This window comes from Agriterribacter sp., from assembly GCF_035497235.1.
Classification (GTDB): Bacteria; Bacteroidota; Bacteroidia; order Chitinophagales; family Chitinophagaceae; genus Agriterribacter.
Window position 1 is genome coordinate 121,536 of record NZ_DATJEB010000043.1, and the last position, 22,611, is coordinate 144,146.

The 22,611-nt window shown below is 43.1% G+C and carries 17 protein-coding genes; 14 read left to right on the forward strand and 3 right to left on the reverse strand.

The genetic code is table 11. The annotated features are described in order from the left end of the window. Position 1 precedes the first annotated feature (1 nt). Positions 2–571 carry a phosphatase PAP2 family protein gene (locus VL121_RS15745; RefSeq protein ID WP_325407066.1) on the reverse strand — a complete coding sequence of 190 codons (570 nt, stop codon included), beginning with the start codon at positions 569–571 and terminating at the stop codon, positions 2–4. A 273-nt stretch (positions 572–844) separates the two neighbouring features. Here VL121_RS15745 and glmM point away from each other — a divergent pair, with 273 nt between their 5' ends. After that, positions 845–2,230 carry a phosphoglucosamine mutase gene (gene glmM / locus VL121_RS15750; protein WP_325407068.1) on the forward strand — a complete coding sequence of 462 codons (1,386 nt, stop codon included), beginning with the start codon at positions 845–847 and terminating at the stop codon, positions 2,228–2,230. Between the two features lie 55 nt (positions 2,231–2,285). Then, positions 2,286–3,416 carry a cysteine desulfurase family protein gene (locus VL121_RS15755; RefSeq protein WP_325407069.1) on the forward strand — a complete coding sequence of 377 codons (1,131 nt, stop codon included), beginning with the start codon at positions 2,286–2,288 and terminating at the stop codon, positions 3,414–3,416. Positions 3,417–3,750: 334 nt separating this feature from the next. Here the strand turns inward: VL121_RS15755 and VL121_RS15760 are convergent, their stop codons facing one another. Further along, a complete protein-coding gene (locus VL121_RS15760; protein ID WP_325407071.1) occupies positions 3,751–4,503 on the reverse strand; it encodes a DUF6089 family protein in 753 nt (250 codons plus the stop codon). Positions 4,504–4,943: 440 nt separating this feature from the next. On the opposite strand from VL121_RS15760, the gene glgP reads away from it, so the two are divergent. Both glgP and VL121_RS15770 read left to right on the forward strand, forming a co-directional pair. After that, a complete protein-coding gene (glgP, locus tag VL121_RS15765; RefSeq protein WP_325407073.1) occupies positions 4,944–6,605 on the forward strand; it encodes an alpha-glucan family phosphorylase in 1,662 nt (553 codons plus the stop codon). A gap of 9 nt (positions 6,606–6,614) precedes the next feature. After that, the gene (locus tag VL121_RS15770; protein ID WP_325407075.1) at positions 6,615–7,049 is read left to right on the forward strand and encodes an acyl-CoA thioesterase; all 435 of its coding nucleotides are present in this window, start codon (positions 6,615–6,617) and stop codon (positions 7,047–7,049) included. A gap of 123 nt (positions 7,050–7,172) precedes the next feature. On the opposite strand, the gene VL121_RS15775 is transcribed toward VL121_RS15770, so the two are convergent. After that, positions 7,173–7,601 (reverse strand): FKBP-type peptidyl-prolyl cis-trans isomerase, encoded by a 429-nt coding sequence (locus VL121_RS15775; protein ID WP_349255357.1) that lies wholly within the window; start codon positions 7,599–7,601, stop codon positions 7,173–7,175. A 130-nt stretch (positions 7,602–7,731) separates the two neighbouring features. Here VL121_RS15775 and VL121_RS15780 point away from each other — a divergent pair, with 130 nt between their 5' ends. The 10 genes from VL121_RS15780 to VL121_RS15825 all read left to right on the forward strand — a co-directional run. Beyond that, positions 7,732–9,072 (forward strand): exo-beta-N-acetylmuramidase NamZ family protein, encoded by a 1,341-nt coding sequence (locus tag VL121_RS15780; protein ID WP_325407077.1) that lies wholly within the window; start codon positions 7,732–7,734, stop codon positions 9,070–9,072. Between the two features lie 23 nt (positions 9,073–9,095). Next, entirely contained in the window at positions 9,096–10,073 is a 978-nt protein-coding gene (gene fmt / locus VL121_RS15785) for a methionyl-tRNA formyltransferase (RefSeq protein WP_325407079.1), read from the forward strand. A gap of 527 nt (positions 10,074–10,600) precedes the next feature. Then, positions 10,601–11,485, forward strand: coding sequence for an alkaline phosphatase family protein (locus tag VL121_RS15790; protein WP_325407080.1), 885 nt, complete (start codon positions 10,601–10,603; stop codon positions 11,483–11,485). A 214-nt stretch (positions 11,486–11,699) separates the two neighbouring features. After that, positions 11,700–12,278, forward strand: a complete 579-nt coding sequence (locus VL121_RS15795) for an RNA polymerase sigma factor (protein WP_325407082.1) — start codon at positions 11,700–11,702, stop codon at positions 12,276–12,278. A 47-nt stretch (positions 12,279–12,325) separates the two neighbouring features. Further along, on the forward strand, positions 12,326–13,621 hold the full coding sequence (locus tag VL121_RS15800; RefSeq protein WP_325407084.1) for a FecR family protein: 1,296 nt from the start codon (positions 12,326–12,328) through the stop codon (positions 13,619–13,621). Positions 13,622–13,803: 182 nt separating this feature from the next. Further along, positions 13,804–17,244 (forward strand): TonB-dependent receptor, encoded by a 3,441-nt coding sequence (locus tag VL121_RS15805; protein ID WP_325407086.1) that lies wholly within the window; start codon positions 13,804–13,806, stop codon positions 17,242–17,244. A 12-nt stretch (positions 17,245–17,256) separates the two neighbouring features. Next, the gene (locus tag VL121_RS15810) at positions 17,257–18,993 is read left to right on the forward strand and encodes a RagB/SusD family nutrient uptake outer membrane protein (RefSeq protein WP_325407088.1); all 1,737 of its coding nucleotides are present in this window, start codon (positions 17,257–17,259) and stop codon (positions 18,991–18,993) included. Between the two features lie 30 nt (positions 18,994–19,023). After that, entirely contained in the window at positions 19,024–19,716 is a 693-nt protein-coding gene (locus VL121_RS15815; protein WP_325407090.1) for a DUF3823 domain-containing protein, read from the forward strand. A gap of 122 nt (positions 19,717–19,838) precedes the next feature. Next, a complete protein-coding gene (locus tag VL121_RS15820) occupies positions 19,839–22,079 on the forward strand; it encodes a DUF7133 domain-containing protein (protein ID WP_325407092.1) in 2,241 nt (746 codons plus the stop codon). 205 nt (positions 22,080–22,284) lie between these two features. Next, on the forward strand, positions 22,285–22,611 hold a 327-nt coding region (locus VL121_RS15825; protein WP_325407094.1), incomplete at its 3' end, for a DUF5009 domain-containing protein.

Consider the following 22,611-nt stretch of genomic DNA (forward strand, 5'->3'; position numbering starts at 1 on the left):
GTTAAGCTAAAGTGGGTAAACCGGCTTTCTTATTGAAAGCCCATGCTGTACCCAGGCCAATAATGCAGCCCAGCAGCCCTCCGCAGACAATATCCAAAGGAAAATGCACGCCAACATATACCTGGGCGTATGATATGGCAAAAGCCCAGGCAAATAATACCCATCTCCATGCCAGTGGAATAAATAATAATGTTTTAAAAGCAAACATTGCCATTCCAAAATGATTAGTGGCATGAGAAGACGTAAAGCTGTATGGCCCCCCGCAACCAACTACCTGTCTCACCGAATCGGCCAGGTAAGGATCGGCACATGGCCGTAAACGTTCAACCCATGGCTTAATGAGCGAACTGCTTACCATGTCTGTAAACGCAAATGTGATGAGGAAGAAAGCTATCCATACGAAACCTTTCTTTTTGAAATTCAGCAGTATAAAAACAACGGTGAAAAGATACAGCGGCGACCAAAAGTACTGGTTCCTGAGCAGCGGCAAAAGCCAGTCGAGAAAGGAATTATGCCATTGCCTGTTTATTTTGAAAAATAATTCAATATCATACCGGATTAAATTATTCATACTATTGGATTTTTAATATAACCGGGAGTTGGTGTATTTACCCAAAGGTACATTGCCGGATGAATGGATGAATGGTAAAGTGTGAAGAACCTACGGTTGCCCGCCATGAATGGAATGAATTGTTTAGGCAAATGTAATTATAGTTTTACAACCCGGCTCAATTCCGGGAAATAAGATCAAAACACAGGAACGGTACCGGCATCGCCTTAGTTATTACAGGCAGTTGATTTTAAAAAATTAAGCTAAGTTTGCATCCATAAAATAATTAGTACTGTGGCATTGATTAAGAGCATATCCGGAATCCGGGGCACTATAGGGGGGAAACCCGGGGAAACACTTTCACCATTGGATGTAGTAAAATTTACGGCGGCTTACGGAAGCTGGCTGGTTGAAAAAACAGGAAACAATAAAGTAGTTGTTGGAAGAGATGGCAGAATAAGCGGCCCGCTCATACAAAGTATTGTAATAAGCACTTTAAATGCTTTGGGGATAGATGTAATTGACCTGGGACTAAGCACTACGCCCACGGTAGAAGTGGCGGTTGTGATGGAAAAAGCAGGCGGGGGAATTATTTTAACCGCAAGCCATAACCCTAAAGAATGGAATGCCCTGAAGTTATTAAACAGTAACGGAGAATTTATTTCCGGACCCGATGGTAAAGAAGTATTAGCGATTGCGGCGGCTGAAAATTTTAGCTTTGCCCCTGTTGATAAACTGGGTACGGTAAGGCAGGATGATTCTTATCTGCAAAAGCATATAGAAGCCATTACTTCTCTCAGCCTGGTAGATATAGAAGCTATCAAAGCCAGGAAGTTTAAAATTATTGTGGATGCAGTAAACAGCACAGGCGCCATATTTGTTCCGGAACTGTTACATGCTTTGGGTGTGCAGCCTGAGGATATTACTATTATCAACGGGGAGGTTAACGGAAAATTTGCCCATAATCCCGAACCGTTGCCCGAAAACCTGGGAGACTTAAGCAATATGGTACGCAAGAGTGAGGCGGATATGGGTATTGCTGTTGATCCGGATGTTGACAGGCTTTGCTTTGTATGCGAAGATGGCAGTATGTTTGGCGAGGAATACACGCTTGTTGCCGTTGCCGATTATGTATTAAGCCGGCAACCCGGCAATACAGTAAGCAATATGTCTTCTACCCGCGCTTTAAAAGACGTTACTGTAAAACACGGCGGACAGTACTATCCCAGTGCGGTAGGTGAGGTAAACGTGGTAACCCGTATGAAAGAAGTGAACGCGGTAATTGGCGGCGAAGGGAACGGCGGTATTATATTACCCGCTTTACATTATGGACGCGATGCACTGGTGGGTATCGCTTTATTTTTGACTCAACTGGCAAAAACCCAGAAAAGTATTAAGCAGTTAAGAGGCACTTATCCGGATTATTTTATCAGTAAAAATAAACTGGAGCTGGAGCAGGGCGTAGATGTGAAAGCGGTATTTGAAAAAATTAAAGCCAAGTATAAAAACCACCCGGTTAATACCGAAGACGGCTTGAAAATAGAGTTTGATAACGACTGGGTACACCTGCGTACCAGCAATACGGAGCCGATCATCCGTATTTATGCGGAAAGTAATTTTGAATCTACTGCCAATAATATAGCATTGCGCCTTATGCAGGATATCAGGGAATTAAAATAGCATAGCTGATTTTTGCTGATGGTAGTTTTTGGGCGTGAGCGTAAAGTACAATTTTGTGCAAAGAAGAATATATTTTGATAATGCCGCTACAACGGCGCTGGCCCCCGAAGTGCTGGAAGTGATGTTACCTTATATGACGGAAAAATTTGGTAACCCTTCTTCCATTTATTCTTATGGCCGGGAAAGCAGGCTTGCCATTGAGAATGCCAGGAAGGCTGTAGCTAAAATACTCCATGCGCATCCCGCTGAAATTTTCTTTACCAGCGGGGGAACAGAAAGCTCCAACGCGGCCATTACTGCTTCCGTAAGAGATTTGGGCTGCAAGCGCATTATTTCCTCACCTATAGAACATCATGCCGTTTTGCATACAGTAGAATACCTGTACAAGAGGGGCGAGGCACAGCTCCTTTTTGTTAAGCTTTTACCTGACGGGCATATTGACCTTGAAAACCTGGAGCAGTTGCTTGCCGGCAGTGAAGAAAAAACATTAGTTACGCTTATGCATGCCAATAATGAAATTGGCAATTTACTCAACCTGCATACCGTAGGTGAAATGTGCAGGTTATATGGGGCTGTTTTTCACTCCGATACGGTACAAACCATAGGTCATTACCCTATTGATCTGCGGCATACGCCGGTTCACTTTATAACCGCTTCAGCGCATAAGTTTCACGGTCCCAAGGGTAGCGGTTTGTTGTACATTAATGAAAACGTAAGCATAGAACCATATATACATGGCGGAAGCCAGGAAAGAAATATGCGTGCCGGAACAGAGAACCTGTATGGTATAGTAGGTTTTGCAAAAGCGCTGGAACTGGCTACCGTAAATTTTGAGGCAGAAAGCGGGTACATAAAATCGGTTAAGCTGTATATGGCCGAACAATTGAAGAAACACATTAAAGGTGTTGGGTTTAATGGCGATTATGCCGGGCAAAGCTTATATACCGTGCTGAATGTCAGTCTTCCGAAAACGGAAAAATCAGAAATGCTTTTGTTTAACCTTGATATTAATAATATCTGCGCGTCAGGCGGCAGCGCCTGCACCAGCGGCGCAGAACAGGGATCCCACGTTATACGGGCAATTCATAACGATCCCGGCAGTATAGCCGTTCGCTTTTCATTTTGCAGGCACAACACCAAAGCGGAAGTAGATACAGTGGTGGAAAAGCTAAAGGAACTCATTTGACATTTGATGCTTAGTCAGCCGGTTTTCCCGCACTCACCACCTAAATAGTTACCAGCTAACTACGCACGGTTTGTCCTTCATCTCAATTCTTACGTAAATAGCTATAGTACGGACTACTGAAAAATGAAAAAGCAGTGGCGAAATGAAGTTGAAGTCACAGCAGCACAAAAGCTATATTAAGGCTGCTACCGGAAAACGGGGCGTATTCGTTTCCCGGCAAATAAAATCTGTCTGCCTTGGTAGATACAGGCGGTTCGTTCCTGTGGTTTTATTCCACGGCGGGCGCCCTGGCAATGATACCTCATCACATTTTCAAAGTGTTTGAAGGCGCTTGTTATTTATTTACTACCGGACAATCGTACCTGTCCTTGTATCCCAGCGAAAAAATGAGTCCAACGGAATGGCTATGGTAACTGTCTTTTTTACCGGGATTGGCCGCCTGGCTAAATCCATCTAAATAATCGGTAAACATAAACCGGTAGCCGGTTTCTGCTGCAAGTGAAATGTTTTGGGTTAGCGCGTATTTTAATCCCACGCCTGCGGGTAATATTATTGCTGCGCCTGGTGTACGGTGTGCAATATCCGCCGTTAAGCCTGCCGAAACTGATTCGCTGTTAAAATATGCCGCATTATAATTACTCCAGTTCCGGCTGATATGTAATAATGATACACCTGCTCCTGCAAAAATGTAAGGCGAAAACCCCTTAGGTTGCTCCATCGCGTTTTTTGCCAGTATGTTCCACACCAGCATGCCCGAGAATTCTGTTACGGGTGTAGAGAAATTAAAATTTCTTTGCCTGCGGTATTCCGGTTTTTCATACAGCGCATCGTTCCCTTTTAGTTTGCCAAACATAACATTAGCCCGCACCGAAAATGACCTGTTTAGTATCCTGGCTGCAAAAAAGCCAATGCCGGGTGCTATGGTTTGATATGATCCAGCGTCTGAGGGAGTGAGGTCGCCCTGGTAAACGAAAGCGTTTCCGCTTATGCCTGCTTCATAACGATGGGTATACAATTGTGCATATGTGAAATGACTGCATGCTATAAATGGAATAAGCCATGCCATTTTTTTTGCAATAGAACGCATCGGTAAGTTTGATTTAAGTAAGAAATAATACCGTGTAGAGTTCTATGTTATAGCTATAGCATTTAAGTAAACAAAAGATTTATGACTATCAGGTAACAGGTAACAGCAATCAGGTGTCAGGTGTCAGGTATCAGGGTGTTGCAAGTTTCAGGTTGTGAAACGAATGACAGACTGCGTATCCCTTCTTGCTCCGCTTTCTTCTCACCGCTCACCACTATCTTCCTCCTTGAATTTCGGACTCCCGGCATCAGGCAGAGAAAACAATGCCATAAGCATTTGAATCCTGTTAAATATTTCACTATTTTATATTTTGTATGAGCGAGTTGCCTGAGATGATGCATATCAAAATCCATTGCTGGCGGAGCCGTATTATGGATAAATAACCCGCTTTTAAAAAAATCCCTTTATATTGCGGCGAATTTTAAGGAAAGGTTCACATTATGACTTCATTTACCAATTTCAAGGTACCCTATGCTGCTATAGATGAAAGGTACACCAAACGCGTTGCTTACTTCTCGATGGAATTTGCCATTCATCAGCCGCTGAAAATTTATAGTGGCGGTCTTGGTTTTTTAGCGGGTTCCCATATGCGGAGCGCCTATGAACTCAAACAGAACCTGGTGGGCATAGGCATTTTGTGGAAATACGGCTATTACGATCAGTCGCGCAACCAGGATCAAACCCTGCAGGTGCAGTGGAATGAAAAAATTTACAATTTCTTAGAAGATCATCATATAAAATTTCAGATCAATATCCACGATCACCCGGTTTGGGTAAAAGCTTATTACCTGAACCCGGAAACCTTTAAGAGCGCGCCGCTGTTTTTACTGAGTACCGATTTGCCGGAGAACGATTATATTTCACAAACCATCACCCACCGCCTGTACGATGCCAATGTAGCCACCAAAGTGGCGCAGTTCATATTGCTTGGCGTAGGGGGTGCTAAGCTTATGGATGAACTGGGTTTCAACCCGGAAGTATATCATTTAAATGAAGCGCATGGACTTTCCGCGGCATTTTATCTTTATAAAAAATTCGGTAATAAGGAAGATGTAAAGAAGCGGCTGGTATTTACAACGCATACGCCGGAAGAAGCGGGAAATGAAAAACATGAGATCCATCTTTGCGAAAAAATGAGCTATTTCTGTGGTATACCACTTGATGAAGTGCGTAAGCTTACCGGTATAGCAGACGATCAGTTTAATCATTCCCTGGCTGCGTTACGCTTTGCGCGTTTATCTAATGGGGTTAGTGAGCTGCACGGACATGTTAGCAGGGCCATGTGGAGCAAATACGCGGGTATTTGTCCTGTCATTCATATTACCAATTCGCAAAACTGGAGGTACTGGGCCGATAAACAATTGTATTATGCGGCTGAAGAAAATAACGAAGATAATTTTATTGACCGTAAATGGTTTTTGAAAAAAAGAGCTTTTGATACAGTGGCCGATCAAAGTGGTAAACTGTTTGATCCGAATGTATTTACGATTGTATGGGCCAGGCGTTTTGCAGGATATAAAAGAGCGGAATTAATTACCCGCGACAAGCATCGCTTTGAGGCTATGCTGAGCAGCATCAAATATCCTGTGCAGATCATTTGGGCCGGGAAGCCTTACCCTGTTGATTATCCTGCCATCAGCGATTTTAATTATCTCGTTAACCTGAGCAAGGCCTATAAAAATGTGGCGGTATGCATTGGGTATGAGTTAACCCTGAGCAAGCGACTGAAGCAGGCAGCGGATCTGTGGTTGAATAATCCACGCGTACCGCGCGAAGCATCGGGTACCAGTGGTATGACGGCCGCTATGAATGGCGCCGTGAATTTTTCAACAGACGATGGCTGGATTCCTGAATTCGTTCATCACGGGCATAATGGTTTTGTAGTGCCTAAAGCAGACTATGCGCATATGACGGTGCAGGAACAGGATGCTTACGATCTTGAAAAAATATACGAAATATTAGAGAAGGAAATCCTTCCCCTGTATTATGACCACCCCGATCTGTGGCGGCAGGTTATGAAAAATGGCATGACAGATACCCGTTTCAGGTTTGATTCCGGAAGAATGGCCGATGAATATTACAGGTTACTCTATAATGCATAGTGTAAAGGTATGGAAGTGTATAAAAAAAATCCCGAAGTAAGATGGGCGGATCTTGATCCCAATTTTCATATGCTTCATTCTAAGTACTACGATCTTGGAGCGTATGTACGCATGTGTTTTTTAACAGAAAATGGTCTGTCGCCGGCAGTAATGCAGGAACACAGTATGGGACCTATACTTTTCAGGGAAGAATGCGTATTTAAAAGAGAAATAAAATTTGGCGATAAAATTGAGATAGACCTGGTAATGCTGAAAGCCAGGAAAGACGGTTCCCGCTGGACCATGCAGCACCATATTTATACAAATGGCGATACCCTGGCCGCAGTAATTACCGTTGATGGCGCGTGGATGAATACAGAAAGAAGACGCCTGGCTACGCCGCCGCCATTATTTGCCGGGGTGTTTGATAAAATACCGCGTTCCGAAAATTTTGAATGGCAATAAAAAAGCGCGAAGCAAAAATAGTGTTAAGCCAGGCAAATGATGTCTGTATATTATCGTGAAAAGTGAGAAGGTAAAGTTGAAAGAAGCGTTTCACATTTCACTTCTCAATTCTCACACTGCTTCTTATACAATTTCCACCAGTTCCACGTCAAATACAATATCCTTGCCTGCCAGGAAATGATTGGCATCTAAAATCACCACCTTCTCCTTTACTTCGGTAACCACTACAGGAACGGGATGCCCCTGCTGGTCCTGAAGGGTAAGCTGCATACCAGGCTCTAATTTCATATCGGCAGGGATATGTTCAACCGGGAACTCAATCATAGCTTCTTCATTTCTTAACCCGTAACCGTCTTCGGGCGCAACGGGAATGATTTTCTTTTCTCCCACAGCCATGCCTTCCACACCGGTATCAAAGCCTTTGATCATTTGCCCGGCCCCTAAAGTAAATTCTAATGGTTCACGACCGGCAGAAGAATCAAACTGGTTACCATCCGTTAGCCGGCCTGTATAATGCACACGTACCACATCTCCTTTTTTTGCCTGTTGCATAAAATGTAATTTTTGAGTATTTAAAATCCGGAAAGGTAAATGATTCCGGTTCTTTCTGCAAAAGTTTAAGGATATTTGAGTGTTATATTATTTCGTATAATGTGATGCATATTCATCTTAACTCATTGTTATGCCGGCAAACCATTGTATTATCGCGCTCTCCACTTTTTTTATAACCGGCATTGCCTGTTATTGTTCGCCGGTTAAGCCCGGTAATAACAGCGAACCCGGTTATTTCCCCGTAGCAGCGCATACCGGCAAAAGCGATCATATTATTGCGGGAGCGCAGCGTTTCGGTCTGTATAGTCAATTATTGAACGGAAAAGCAGTTGCTGTTTTTGCCAATCAAACCTCAATGGTAGGCAGCACCCATCTTGTAGATACTTTAAAAAGCCGTGGTGTTCTTATCAAAAAAATTTTTTCGCCTGAGCATGGTTTTCGCGGCACTGCCGATGCGGGTGAAAAAGTGGGTAATTACACCGATACCCAAACAGGCATACCGGTTATTTCTTTATACGGCAGTAAAAGAAAGCCTGCTGCCAGCGATGTGAGAGATGTAGATGTGCTGGTTTTTGATATACAGGATGTGGGCGTTAGGTTCTATACCTATATTTCATCGTTGCAGGAATTTATGGAAGCCGCAATAGCGTTTAATAAACCGCTGATCATTCTGGACCGGCCCAACCCCAATGGCTTTTATGTAGATGGTCCGGTGCTGGATATGCAATACAAATCTTTTATTGGTATGCAACCCATACCCGTGGTATACGGAATGACAATAGGGGAGTACGCTTACATGCTGCTGAAGGAAAACATGCTTTCCGTAGAAACAAAAGCACAGCCTGTGGTGCACATTGATCCAAAGCCCGGAGCAAATATTAGTTCATCAAAGTTTAGTCTTACTATTATTACATGCGGCAACTACACGCATAACAGTAAGTATATACTGCCGGTGCGCCCTTCTCCCAATTTGCCTGATATACAATCGGTATACCTTTATCCCTCTACCTGTTTTTTTGAAGGAACGGTTCTGAGCGAGGGCAGGGGAACAGCAAAGCCCTTTCAGGTTTTTGGGCATCCATCGCTCCCCCGGACGTTGTTTTCTTTTACACCCAATCCAACAGAAGGCGCTAAACATTCAAAACTGTACGGGCAGCTTTGTTATGGATGGGATTTGGGCGGATCGAAAGAAGAAGTATTGAAGGAAGTAGATAATAAAATACAATTAAAATGGCTGATAGAAGCATACCGGCTGTTCCCGGAAAAAGAAAAATTCTTTATAGTTCCCGGTTCCGGTAAAATGGAAGCGTCCTTCTTTAATAAATTAGCAGGCAATAATGAGCTGTGGCAGCAAATTAAAAACGGTGTACCGGAGCAGGATATCCGTAAAAATTGGGAGCCCGGATTATCTGCATTCAAAAAAATAAGGAAGAAGTATTTGCTGTATGAAGATTTTTCAATTGCACCATAACGGGGTTCCATAACTTTGCAATCATGTCTGCACAACAAACAGTTCCTCCTGATAAAAAAGGTCTTCGCCTTGTATTTATGGGTACGCCTGAGTTTGCTGTGGCTTCATTAGACGCATTGGTACGGGCAGGTTATCTTATAGTGGCGGTTGTTACGGCGCCCGACAAACCCGCGGGCAGAGGTATGAAGCTTACTGAAAGCGCTGTAAAAAAGTATGCTGCGGAAAAAGGATTAAAGATACTGCAGCCGGTAAAGCTGAAGGATCCCTTATTCGTGGAGGAATTAAGATCATTAGAACCAGATATACAAATTGTGGTTGCATTTCGTATGTTGCCGGAAATAGTTTGGAATATGCCGCCCATGGGCACTGTTAATGTACATGGCTCCCTGCTTCCGCAGTATCGCGGCGCGGCACCCATTAACTGGGCGGTGATCAATGGTGAAAAAGAAACTGGTGTAACTACTTTTAAGCTGCAGCACGAAATAGATACGGGTAATATTTTGCTGCAGGAAAGCTTTACCATTGGTGATGATGAAACCGCCGGCGAAGTGCACGACCGGATGAAAACAATTGGAGCAGAGCTTTTGGTGCAAACTATGGAAAAGCTGATAGACGGGACTATTCAAGAAACGGCACAACAACACCCACCACTCACTACTCACCACTCACCACCCCCGCCCCCCCTCAATCACGCGCCTAAAATATTTACCGAAACATGCCGGATAAACTGGAACAGGCCAGTGAATGAAATTTATAATTTAATACGCGGCTTATCACCTTTCCCCGGCGCTTTTACTTTACTGGGAGAAAAAACGTTAAAGATATTCCGTGTAAAAAAAGACATGACCACGCCGCTTATTCCTCCGGGTATGTATGAGTCAGACGGAAAAAAGCTTTTGCGGTATGCAGGAAAGGATGGATATATTGAAATACTGGAATTGCAGTTGGAAGGAAAGAAACGGATGCCCGTGGAAGAGTTTTTAAGAGGGTACAAATTTTGAATGTGAAAATGTGAAAATGTGGGAATGCAGTGCGGACAAACTATAAACTACAAACCCTCCTTTATCTCTTTAGCTAAAAATAAATTCCGGCCTGCTATTCCTGTAGCCGTTATACTTTTTCCCGCAAGTATTTCAGGTGATGCATCCCGAATGGATTGCCACCCGTTTCCCTTAAAATATATGCTTTGTTTTCCGTTTGCAGTAATACGGCAACGCGTTCTGATTTAGAGCCTTCGGAAAGCTTTTTCAGGACAACCTTTCCGGAGAGTTCTATCTCCTGTATTTTATTTATATTTTTTTATACTGTCGTCCATTACAGGTAGTAGGGATGGATCGCCCGGTAAATAAAACAGGGAAAGTTTTTTTATGAATGAATACTACTAATTTGGTTGTTCTTAATTTTTATATATAGTAAACAAAAGCTTATTTTATATAAACAACCTGCTTTGCTGCAAAAGCTATCAGAGCGGGAGGTTGAGCTAACGTTAAGTAATAGAAATAAAAAACGGAGAATAGTTATGATACAAATGAAGAAAATACTTTTTACCCTCGCTTGCATTGTTCTGGTCTCCGGCCTGCATGCGCAGCCTAAAAAAATAAAACATATTATATTGATTGGTTGCGATGGTTTTGGCGGTTATGCATTACCACAGGCCGATATGCCTAACCTGAAAAAAATGATGGATGAAGGCGCATGGTCTTTAAAGGCCCGTTCGGTATTGCCTTCCTCAAGTGCGGTAAACTGGGCATCTATGCTTATGGGAGCAGGACCTGCTATGCATGGGTATACGGAATGGGGCAGTGCCGTACCTGAAATACCTTCAGTTGATATTAACCAGTATGGAATGTTCCCCACTGTTTTTAGTTTATTGAAAGAACAGCAACCCGCTGCCGTATCCGCATTAATCTATAGCTGGCCGGGTATTAACCCTTTGGTAGAAAAAGAAACTACTACCATACGTGTGTCATCAGGTGATAATGATGATTTTTGTGCCGATACGGCGGCGGCTATTATAAAGTTGCAAAAGCCGGCATTAACATTTATCCATCTCCATCAGCCGGATGTTGTTGGCCATAATATTGGTCATCATAGGCCCGAATATTTTAACGAATTGGAAAAGGTAGATGCGCGGATAGGTAAAATTGTAAACGCGGTTCAGGAAGCGGGTATAGCCGAACACACGGTTATATTAGTAACAGCGGACCATGGCGGTAAAAGTAAAGGTCACGGAGGCAAATCATTAGATGAAGTGCAGATACCCTGGATCGTTTACGGCAAGGGCGTTCGCAAAGGTCACCAGTTAAGTAGTACCATCATTACTTACGATACCGGGGCTACTATTGCATGGTTACTGAAGCTTAAAACGCCGCAAAGCTGGCGTGGAAAGCCGGTTGCTGAAGCTTTTAAATAAATTTTTTCTCCCCTATTATGTCTCATTCATTGTAGTTAGTATTTGGAATGCAGACCTTTATTTTTATAGGTCTCCTTTTTCTGGAAAAGGTATTAGCCTGCTTACTGAGTTTAGTTAATCTCCGGATCAAAGATGACCGGTTAATATGGAGTTAACTGGCATATTGTGATGAGTTGTAAATTGTGAAAAATTGATCTAATTCTTTTTGTTATTCATGAAAGTGAATTATTGTAACGAAGATAATTGCTTCCGGCTTATGGAACAGGGTGATAGTATCGCCCTTCATTATCTTATACGAATATATTTTCCGGTGCTTAGCAGGTATGCTTTTCAAATAACGCACATAAACAGTGCCGAGGCAGAAGATGTGATTGTGGAAGTATTCCTGAAGTTATGGGAGCGGCGCAACCAGTTTGCTGATCTCGGAGAAGTAAAAGGCTTTTTGTATACATCCGTTCGTAATGGCTGCCTTAATGTAGTACGGGGCAAACAACGGGAGCAAACGCGGATGGCAACCTTTATGCAATTATATGGAAATGCAACCGGGAGTGATGACGAAGCGGAAATAATATATTCGGAACTGCTGGCTGAAATACGAAAATCCGTTGATGCCCTGCCGGCTAAAATGCGTGAAATATTTATACTCAGTTATTATAAAAAAATGAGTACCCGGGCAATAGCCGTTCACTTAAACCTCTCTCACCAAACCGTCCGTAATCAAAAGAGCAAAGCGCTGACTTTGTTAAGGCAATGGTTGAAGCAGAAAAATCCGCTTTTGCTTATAGTATTTTAAATACAGGCGTATCATTAATTACATAATCAAAAAAAAATGGAGGAAGGATGGTACAAACGCCAGCCGGCGGTGTATTATATGTAAAGCAGCGCTTTTCTATGAAAAAAAATGAGACGCAACAATCCATATTAATTGCCGGTCTGATACAAAAATACCGAAATAACAGCATCTCTGAACAGGAAATGCAGGCATTAGATCAGTGGAGAAATACCAGTGCAGTCAACCAGGGGTTGTTTGAAAAATTGATGGATGACGAAACGCTGGGCGATGCGTTGCTGAAGATGGAGGAAGCAAATACCGCGTTGCATATCCGGCGTATTTTCAGCAAAGCCGGTATTGCCTTGCCGGACATTGATAAACCGGTTGTAAAACATTTACAAAGCAAAAGGATGTGGCACTGGATTGCTGCGGCGGCATTGATAACTGCTATTGCGGGAACAGTTTGGTTTTTTGCAGGTACTGCTAACAGCGCTCAGGAAAAGCGGCAAATAGCCGGGGTTCATACAATAATGCCAGGGAGCGATAAAGCCGTGCTAACCCTTGCGGATGGATCGCAGGTGCTATTAGACAGCACTATCCGGGGTGTGATTAAGGAGCGTGGAAATGTTGACATATTCAGTAAGGGGGGGAGGCTGGTATATGATGTATCGCGTTTTTCGGCCGGGGCTACACAAACTATTGCAATCAACACCATTACCACGCCCCGTGGCGGGCAGTACCAGGTTATATTGCCTGATGGCACGGCAGTGTGGCTTAACGCCGCTTCGTCAATAAGCTTTCCTGCCGCGTTTACGGGCAGGGAACGTAAGGTGACCATAACAGGAGAAGTGTATTTTGAGGTGGCAAGGAATCCGGCACTGCCATTCAGGGTTTCCGTTGTTTCGGCGGCAGGTAAAGCAGATAGCATGGAAGTAACAGTGCTGGGTACTCATTTTAATATCAATGCCTATCCTGATGAGGAAGCGATGAGGACAACAGTGGTGGAAGGGCTGGTGGTGGTAAGTAAAGCCAGAACCGGAATGAAAATAACACCTGGCGAACAGGCAAGTATCGCTGTTAACAAAACAATGTTTGAAAAAAGCCATCCTGATATAGAAGAAGTGCTGGCATGGAAAAACGGGCGGTTTAAATTTTCAAATACCGGGGTTAGCTCCCTTATGCGGCAAATTGCCCGGTGGTACGATGTGGATATACGGTATGAAGGTGATGTATCATCCATTCACTTTTCGGGGGGCATAAGCCGTAAAGACAATGTGGAAAAGTTGCTGGAGATTTTAGAGAGTGAAGGAAGGGTGAAGTTTATAAGGCAGGGAAGAACTATTACCGTTAGACCCAACCGCTAATTTTTATAGATTATAATATCACAAACCCCCAAATAATTTACTTATGATTTAAACCATCTACAACAAATAACCGGTATTAAAACAAAACGGGAACCCTGCTGGTACAGGATCCCCAGTGGTTTTGAACTACTACGGTTGCTTCGGCTAAAAAACAATTTTGTAAATCAAAACTTAACAAAAGTATGAACCAAAATGCTTATGGCAATGCCTTTTCGCTAAAAAGGCATTTATGGGCGCAAACATTGCTTTGTATGAAATTAACTGCTTTGTTGCTATTTGCTGCCTGCTTACATGCGAGCGCCAGAACTTACGCTCAAAAAGTTTCCCTCTCAGGCAAAAACCTTTCCTTGGAACAGGTATTTGAAATGGTGAAAAGCCAAACGGGTTACGATGCTATATACAATCCCGACCTGCTCAAAAAAACAAAATGCGTTTCTATCCATGTAAAAAACATGGAGATCGTTGATGCCTTGCAGCGCTGTTTTCTGGATCAGCCGGTTAGCTTTCTGATACGGCACAACACAATTGTGGTTACTTCTAAGCTGGAGGAGAAAAAAGTACTTACCACAAATAATAAAGATCCGGAAGAGCATATTCCTGTATTGGAAATTAAGGGTAAAGTACTCTCAGAAACCGGTGAACCTATTGCCGGCGTTAGTATAGGAGTTAAAGGAACAGCAAAAGGTACAACTACCAAAGAGGATGGCAGCTTTGTAATTGACGCTAATCCGGGAGACGTATTGGTAGTATCCCTGGTAGGGCATGTACCGCAGGAAATAGCAGTAACGCAAAATGCCAGCCTCACCATAAAATTGAAGCAGGCCGCCAACGAATTGGAGCAGGTTGTAGTAGTAGGTTACGGAACACAAAAGAAGGCAACATTAACCGGAGCCATATCAACTGTGGGGCCATCAGATCTCACGGCGGTTACAACCTCAGATTTGAGTAATGCACTTACCGGGAAGCTGCCCGGGTTAAGAGTGATGCAAATTGGCGGGGAGCCTGGTACCTACAACAACGATATTGATATCAGGGGGTGGGGTACAATGCTGGTAATTGTTGATGGGGTTCCACGGGACGATTTTCAAAAAATTGATCCGGGAGCTATTGCCAGCGTTACCATTCTTAAGGATGCCTCCGCAGCGGTATATGGTTTAAAAGCTGCTAACGGTGTTATGCTTGTTACTACAAAAAAAGGACAGGCTGGGAAGGCAAAGATTACGCTAAACTCCTCATATGGGTGGCAAAAAATGACTGAATTCCCCAAGCCTATCCGGAATGCTATGGATAACCTGATTCTTAAAAATGAAGCGGCATTAGTAGCTGGTAACCCATTACCATTTCCTGATTGGGAAAAGTATACCGGAGAAGACCCGGATTACCCTAATGTAGACTGGTGGGGTTTAACCGTTAGAAATACGATGCCGGTCACAAAAAATAGTTTGACCGTAAGTGGAGGAGGTGATAAGGTTACTTATTTCCTGACCCTTGGCAACTTGTCTCAAGCAGGCATGTATAATACAAAGTCAATGGATTACAACCGCTATAACTTCCGGTCGAACGTATTTGCCAAAATTACACAAAACCTGACAGCCAATGTAATACTCAGTGGTATGATTGACGAGAAGAACTCGCCTTATGGCAGTTCATCGTTTGATTTTTTTAAGCAGGTTTGGATGCAGCCGGGATATGAGCCCATTTATGCTAATAATACTGCTCCTTATTATTTTGATGGACAGGCAGATAGAAACCCTCTTGCTATTATAAACTCCGATTTAACAGGCTTTAGAAAAAATCAGATCAAAAACTATCAAACAACTACCACGCTCACATATGATTTGCCTTTTATAAAAGGGCTCCAGGTTCAGGGTTTGTTTGCATATGATATGACCTATGGGCATAATAAAATATGGAGAAAGGCTTATAATGAATATAAATACGATGCCAATGCTGATAAGTACCTGGCCACAGTATTAACCAGCCCTACACGTCTGCAGCAAACGCTCGATGAAACCGTATATACTCAGGCGCAATTATCATTGCATTACAAAAATTCCTTCTCAGCCGCGAGGCATCATGTTGAAGCTTTGTTATTAACGGAAGGTCGCAACGGAACGGGAACGCAATTTTTAGCGCAGCGTAATTTTTCATTGTCTGCATTGAGTCAGCTTGATGCCGGTCTGAGTGATAATCAGATCGCGTCAGGAAGCGATAAAGTATTGGCTGCCAACCAGGCATTAGTTGGAAAGTTTAACTACGATTTCTTATCCAAATACCTGGCTGAATTTAGTTTTCGTTATGATGGCTCTTCCTTATTTCCTAAAGCAACCCGGTGGGGCTTTTTCCCGGGCTTTTCGGTAGGTTGGAGAATAAATGAAGAATCTTTCATTAAAGATAATCTCAGCTTCGTTGATAACCTTAAGCTCAGATTCTCCTATGGTAAACTGGGCGACAACTCAGATGCGTTAGGTTTTGAATTTTTACAAGGATATGTCTATCCTTCCGGATCCTATATTTTTGACGGGAAATCACTTACCGCGGGTTCTGCTGTTAAAGGATTGCCAAATCCAAATATCACGTGGTACACTGCTACTACAACTAATTTTGGAGTTGACGGCGATTTTTGGAACGGACTATTGAATTTCACAGTTGAGTTGTTTCAAAGGAAACGAGATGGTCTTCTTGCTACCCGGGCTATTGCCTTACCGCCCATATTCGGGGCTAACTTACCCCAGGAAAATCTTGAAGGAGATATTAGCAGAGGCTTTGAGATTGTTCTTGGACACTCAAACAGAATTAATGATTTCTCCTATAACATTTCAACCAACTTCACCTATGCAAGAGCCAGGTGGATGCATCGTGAGTCTGCTTTGCCTGGTAATAGCTATTTAAATTGGAGAAACAGCTCTGAAGATCGCTGGAAAGACATCCAATGGGGTTATGGAGTTGTTGGTCAGTTTCAAAATCAAAAAGAAATTGATGTGTCACCCGTCCAAAATGCTAATGGGCATTCTGAATTGTTCCCCGGAGACATCCGGTATGAAGACTGGAATCAGGATGGGATGATAGACGGATTGGATATGTACCCTATCGCACGCAGTGTGGAACCCGAGATGTTCTATGGTTTAAATTTATCAGGGGCATGGAAAGGCGTTTCACTTAATTTGTTTTTCCAGGGTGCAAGCAACTACTCCATGATGCCCAATGAACAATTACAGGGGCCATTGCCCTGGGGAAGAAACTCCTCTGCAATGTTTTTGGATCGCTGGCATCACGAGGATCCCTTAGATTTTAATAGTCCCTGGGTTCCCGGTAAATATCCTGTTAGCCGCGATGGTTTTGGCTTTGGGCCAAATAAGATGCCTTCCACTTACTGGTTTCAGGATGTGACTTATCTGAGATTAAAGAGTGTAGAGCTGGCATACTCCCTGCCGGGTACATGGGTAAGTAAGATTAATTCTCAACAAATACGTGTGTATGTTAATGCCTTTAATCTGTATACCTGGAAAGGGAAAAATATCACATTTGACCCCGAGCACAGGCTCAGTGGAGATGGTTCGGATGGAGGTTATAAGTATCCTTTGATGGCTAATTACAACTTAGGTATTAATGTAACATTTTAATAGTAAAAAATTATGAATAAAATATATAAGGGTGTACTGATATTAGTGATCACAGCCTCTTGTGCGATACTACATGGTTGTAAGAAAAATTATCTTGATAAAGCACCCACGAATATTCTAACAGAAGATGTTTTGTTTTCCGATCGGGCAGCGTTTAATACCCACATGGCTTATTTATATGCTCAACTGCCATTCAGTAATTTTTTTGTAGATATGGGTACCTATCTGTCCTATAAAACCGATGAACTGGTTAATTGTACACAAGATCAGAATCCGTCTGTTGATCCTAATAATGATTGGTGGGTGCAGGGATACAAATTAATCCGGGATTTAAATACCCTGATAGAGAAGCTTCCCACTTCAACAGTTTTTCCGGGTCAACAGGAGATGACACAGGTTTTAGGAGAAATAAAATTCATGAGAGCGATTTCTTATTATAACCTGGCCGCGAGATACGGGGGCGTGCCAATCATTACTAAAGTAGCTCAGCTTCCCAAGTCGGGGAACGTATCTGAACTTTATGCTCCGAGAGATAGCGAGTCAGACGTGTTTAAGTTTATTGAAGCCGAAATGACTGAAGCGATTGGTATGATGTCAACGGCATCTTCATTTACCGAATACAGGTTTAACAAATGGTCAGGCCTTGCATTTAAATCAAGAACCATGCTGTACGCGGCGTCTGTAGCTAAGTATGGCGAAATGCAGCTTAATGGCACAGTAGGTATTCCGAAATCCGAAGCCGAACATTTTTGGACTTCAGCAAGAGATGCGGCGAAAGAAGTGATTGAAAGCGGTACCTATGCTGCTTATAATGAAAACAGCGATAAGGTATTAAACTATCACAATCTTTTTTTTGATAAGTCCGGAACCAACAGGGAACGCGTTTTTGTTATTTCATACGTTTGGCCGCTCAAGGGACATAACTTTGACAGAAACGCGGCGCCCTTCAGCCACAGAGGCGGTGTAGGGTATGGAGGACGTTTTTGTCCGATATTCGATATGGTTGAAAGTTATGAATATGTGAATGACCGAAATGGCGCTTTAAAATTAAATAATGGCGGAACTCCTATTGAGTATGCCGATCCTGCAGACCTCTTTAAAGACAAAGATCCCCGTATGTTCGCATCGGTCCTTTTCCCTGGCTCTCCATGGAAAGGAACAACATTAAAGATTTATGCCAAAATTATAGAAGGCGGTGTAGAAAAAGACGGACACGGAGCTGATGGCATAACCCAGCCCGAAGCTACGTCAACCGGCTTTTATCTTTCCAAATGGCAGGATCCGGCGCCTCCGCGGCCTATTGATAATAACTCTTCCGATGCGGATAGAATATGCATCAGATACGCAGAAGTAATGCTCAATTATGCGGAAGCAGAATTGGAATTGAACAATGAACCCGAGGCAAGAAAATATGTGAATATGATACGCCGGCGTGCCGGTATAGAAGAACTAAGCAGTGCCATAAGCATGGATGATTACAGGCAGGAACGTAAAATAGAACTGGCATTTGAGGAAAATCGCTATTGGGATCTGAAAAGATGGCGCGTATATGACAAAGTTTTGAATAACAAGGATACCTATGCGCTTTGGCCGGTATATAACAAAGACAAGGAAGTATATACATTCGAAAAACATATGCTCCCTCCCGGTAAGTTTACCCGGAATTTTACTGCAAATCTTTATTACAACAGGGTACCCGATGCGGTAATTCAAACTAATCCGTTGGTGGTACAAAATCCAGGGTATTAAAATTGGGTATGACAAATTAAATTTTAAATTATGAAACAAATTATAGGTTTGATCTCTATTACGGGATTACTGCTTGCTAATGGCTGCAAAATTGATAATTATGATTTGCCAAATCAGGCTATTGAAGGAAATGTGATTGATGCAGTGACCGGTGAAAATATTCAAACCCGGCAGCCAAACGGTATTAAAATACGTTTGCTGGAAGAAAGGATTGAAAATGCGGTGCCATATGATTTCTGGTGTAAATCGGATGGCAGTTTTAAGAATACCCGGTTATTTGCAGGGAAGTATAAAGTGGTGGCAACTGAAGGAGCGTTTGAGCAATCAAGTGTGGATACGATAATAGTGGACCTGGGTAGAAGCCAAAATGTATCCTTTAAAGTGGAGCCTTTTGCCCGTCTAACCGATGTTATCATCGCAAAGTCAGGGAGTGGAATTAAAGCAACTTATAAAATCTCGCAGGGTACCAGCACAAAAAAGATAATAAAAAGCATGCTGATATGTTATACTTCACCTATTTTGCACGAGGCTACAACAGGGAAGTTGGCTTCTCCGGAAAATGACTTATCTGGCATGACAATCACAGATATCGAAAACATATCTTTTGAGGATGCAATAGATAACCTGGTAGCCGGAAAAACATATTATGCCAGGGTAGCTGTTCAAACTGAAAATCCGTTGAACCGGTTCAACTATTCACCTGTTATTGAAATTGCATTTTAATAAAAACACACCAGGCAACCGGGTATAGGATGGTTAATAAACAGGGCTCCATTTTTTAAATGGTTAATGATAGGGATTGTAGTAAGGTAGCTGGCATTCAATGTATAAAGAAAAATGTTAATATGAATAATAAATTGCGGGTGCTTTTCCTGTTAATGATTGCTGCACTTGTTTTTACCTGCACCCTTCGGGAAGAAAATGAAAAGCCTGTTTTTAATCCGCACCCAACAGCGGCTTATTTATCTCCGGAGGAAAGCATGAAAACCATGTACCTTCCCAATGGCTATAAGTTGGAGCTGGTGGCCAGTGAGCCCATGATCCGGGAGCCCGTGGCTATTACCTGGGATGCAAATGGCAGAATGTATGTTGCAGAAATGCGTTCATATATGAGAGATGCCGATGCTACCAACGAACAATTACCTGTTAGCCGTATCATGTTGCTTGAGGATACTGATAATGATGGAAAAATGGATAAGCATACCGTTTTTATTGACAGTCTCTTATTGCCGAGAATGATGCAGAGTGTGGGAGATGAGTTACTGGTAAACGAAACCAATTCAATAACCATCACCAGCTATAAAGACACGGATGGCGATGGCAAAGCAGATGTAAAGAAAGTAGTGTACAAAAATGATAGGTATACCTCCAGTGATGCCAACATGGAACACCAGCGTAGCGGATTGGACTGGAACCTGGATAATTGGATGTACATGACCTACGAACCTGTACGGTTTCGTTATACGAATGGTACTTTGGAGGCAGATACCATTCATGGCGGGGGAAGCGGACAGTGGGGATTAACCCACGATAATTATGGCCGGTTATTTTACTCAAGCGCTGGCGGAGAAACACCGGTACTGGGATTTCAAATTAACCCGGTGTATGGGAAACTCAGCTTCCCGGATGAGTTCAGTCCTGAATTTCAGCAGGTTTGGTCTATTATGGCAACCCCCGATGTAGAGGGAGGAAATAAAAGACTGCGTCCTGATAATACCCTTAATCATTTTACGGCATCCTGTGGCCAGTCCATTTTCCGGGGAGATGCGCTACCGGTTGATCTTGTTGGAGACTATATAGTTTGTGAGCCCGTTGGAAGAATTGTGCGCAGGGCTAAAGTTGAGAACAGGGAGGGAAAAACAACGCTGAAGAATGCGTATGACAGCAGTGAGTTCATTGCCTCCCAGGATATGAACTTCCGCCCGGTGAATACAGCCACAGGCCCTGATGGTAATTTATATATCGTAGATATGTATCGTGGGATCATTCAGCAGGGAAACTGGACAAGGCCGGGAACTTTTCTTAGGAATAAGATTGATAGCCTGGGCCTTGCCGGGAATATAAACCGTGGACGCATTTACAGGGTGGTTTACCAGGGGATGAAGCGGGGACCTAAGCCTAATATGCTAAATGAGCCTTCAACCGCGCTGTTGCAATACCTCGGACATCCAAACGGCTGGTGGCGCGACAATGCTCAGAAGTTGATCATTGTAAGGGGCGACCGTGACGTGATACCGGCTTTGAAAAACATGGCTACCGGGCAAAAGACCGAAACAGGAAATAACAGCAATCATTTGGCCCGTATACATGCTTTGTGGACGCTGGAGGGACTGAATGCAATAGATAACGAAGTTTTGATGCATGCTTTGGCAGATGAAAATCCGGAGGTCAGGAAAACGGCGGTTTGGATTAGCGAAGCCTATCTGAAAAAAAATGATAACCAGGTAACAGATGAGGTGGCAAAGCTTGAAAGCGACTCTAATTTTAACGTTCGTGTGCAGGTGCTCCTTTCCATGAGCCAAAGTAATTCAGCAAACGCCCAGGCTGTTGTTAAAACCATCCTGGATCAGAACGCGAACAATGAAATGCTCACGGCTGTCAAAGAAGCCGTTGATAAAAATGAAATTGTAAAAAACCTTTCTGCCAGGTTGGGGAATATGCCGCAAAATGATAAAAAAATGATATTGGGCGGAGCCGTCATTTTCCGGTCCCTGTGCGCTGGTTGCCATGGAAACGAAGGTAAAGGTTTGCCTGGCGGGGGAGTAAGCACCACAGCGCCGCCCCTTGCCGGATCAAAGTTTTTACAGCTTTCGGAAAAGAACAATGCGATCAGGATTTTGCTTAATGGATTAGCCGGACCTATAGAAGGTAAAAGCTATGCAAGTGAAATGCCTTCGATGGCCGCTAATAGCGACAGATGGATCGCTTCGGTTTTAAGCTATGCCCGTTTTGAATTTGGTAACAACCCGGGTAACAGGGGATATCTGCCTTTAATAGTTACCTCGGAGGAGGTTAAAAAACTAAGAGAAGAAAATGAGGGAAGAAACAAACCGTGGACCTGGGCTGAACTTACGGGAAAAAAATAAAACCAGATGACAGGCTCCGCTATTGTTTTCAGCTCTTCAGTAAAGGACAAAGATGCTATATCAATAAACCCGGAGTAACAATGTGAACTTTCCCCGCCGAAGGTAAGTGTACCCATTTTTTGTCGCTGTATAATCCTTAGCTTGTGCAGGATAAACCCGGTAGTGCATCCAGCCGTAACTTGTAGCATAAACATTTTATAAGCATATGCATCCATCGCTCAAACCTCAACGCATCCTTTCTATAGATGCCTTTCGGGGCATTACTATATTGGTAATGGTTTTTGTAAATGAGCTGGCGGGCATAAGAGATATCCCCCAATGGATGAAACATGTGCCTGCCGATGCGGATGCCATGACCTTTGTTGATGTGGTGTTTCCCGCTTTTTTATTTATTGTAGGCATGTCGTTACCCTTTGCCATAAACAACCGGGTAAAAAAAGGCGATAGCTTCCTTCAGTTACAATGGCATATAGTTTGGCGCACGCTTGGTTTGCTGGTGCTGGGTGTGTTTATGGTAAATGGCGAAGGAGGG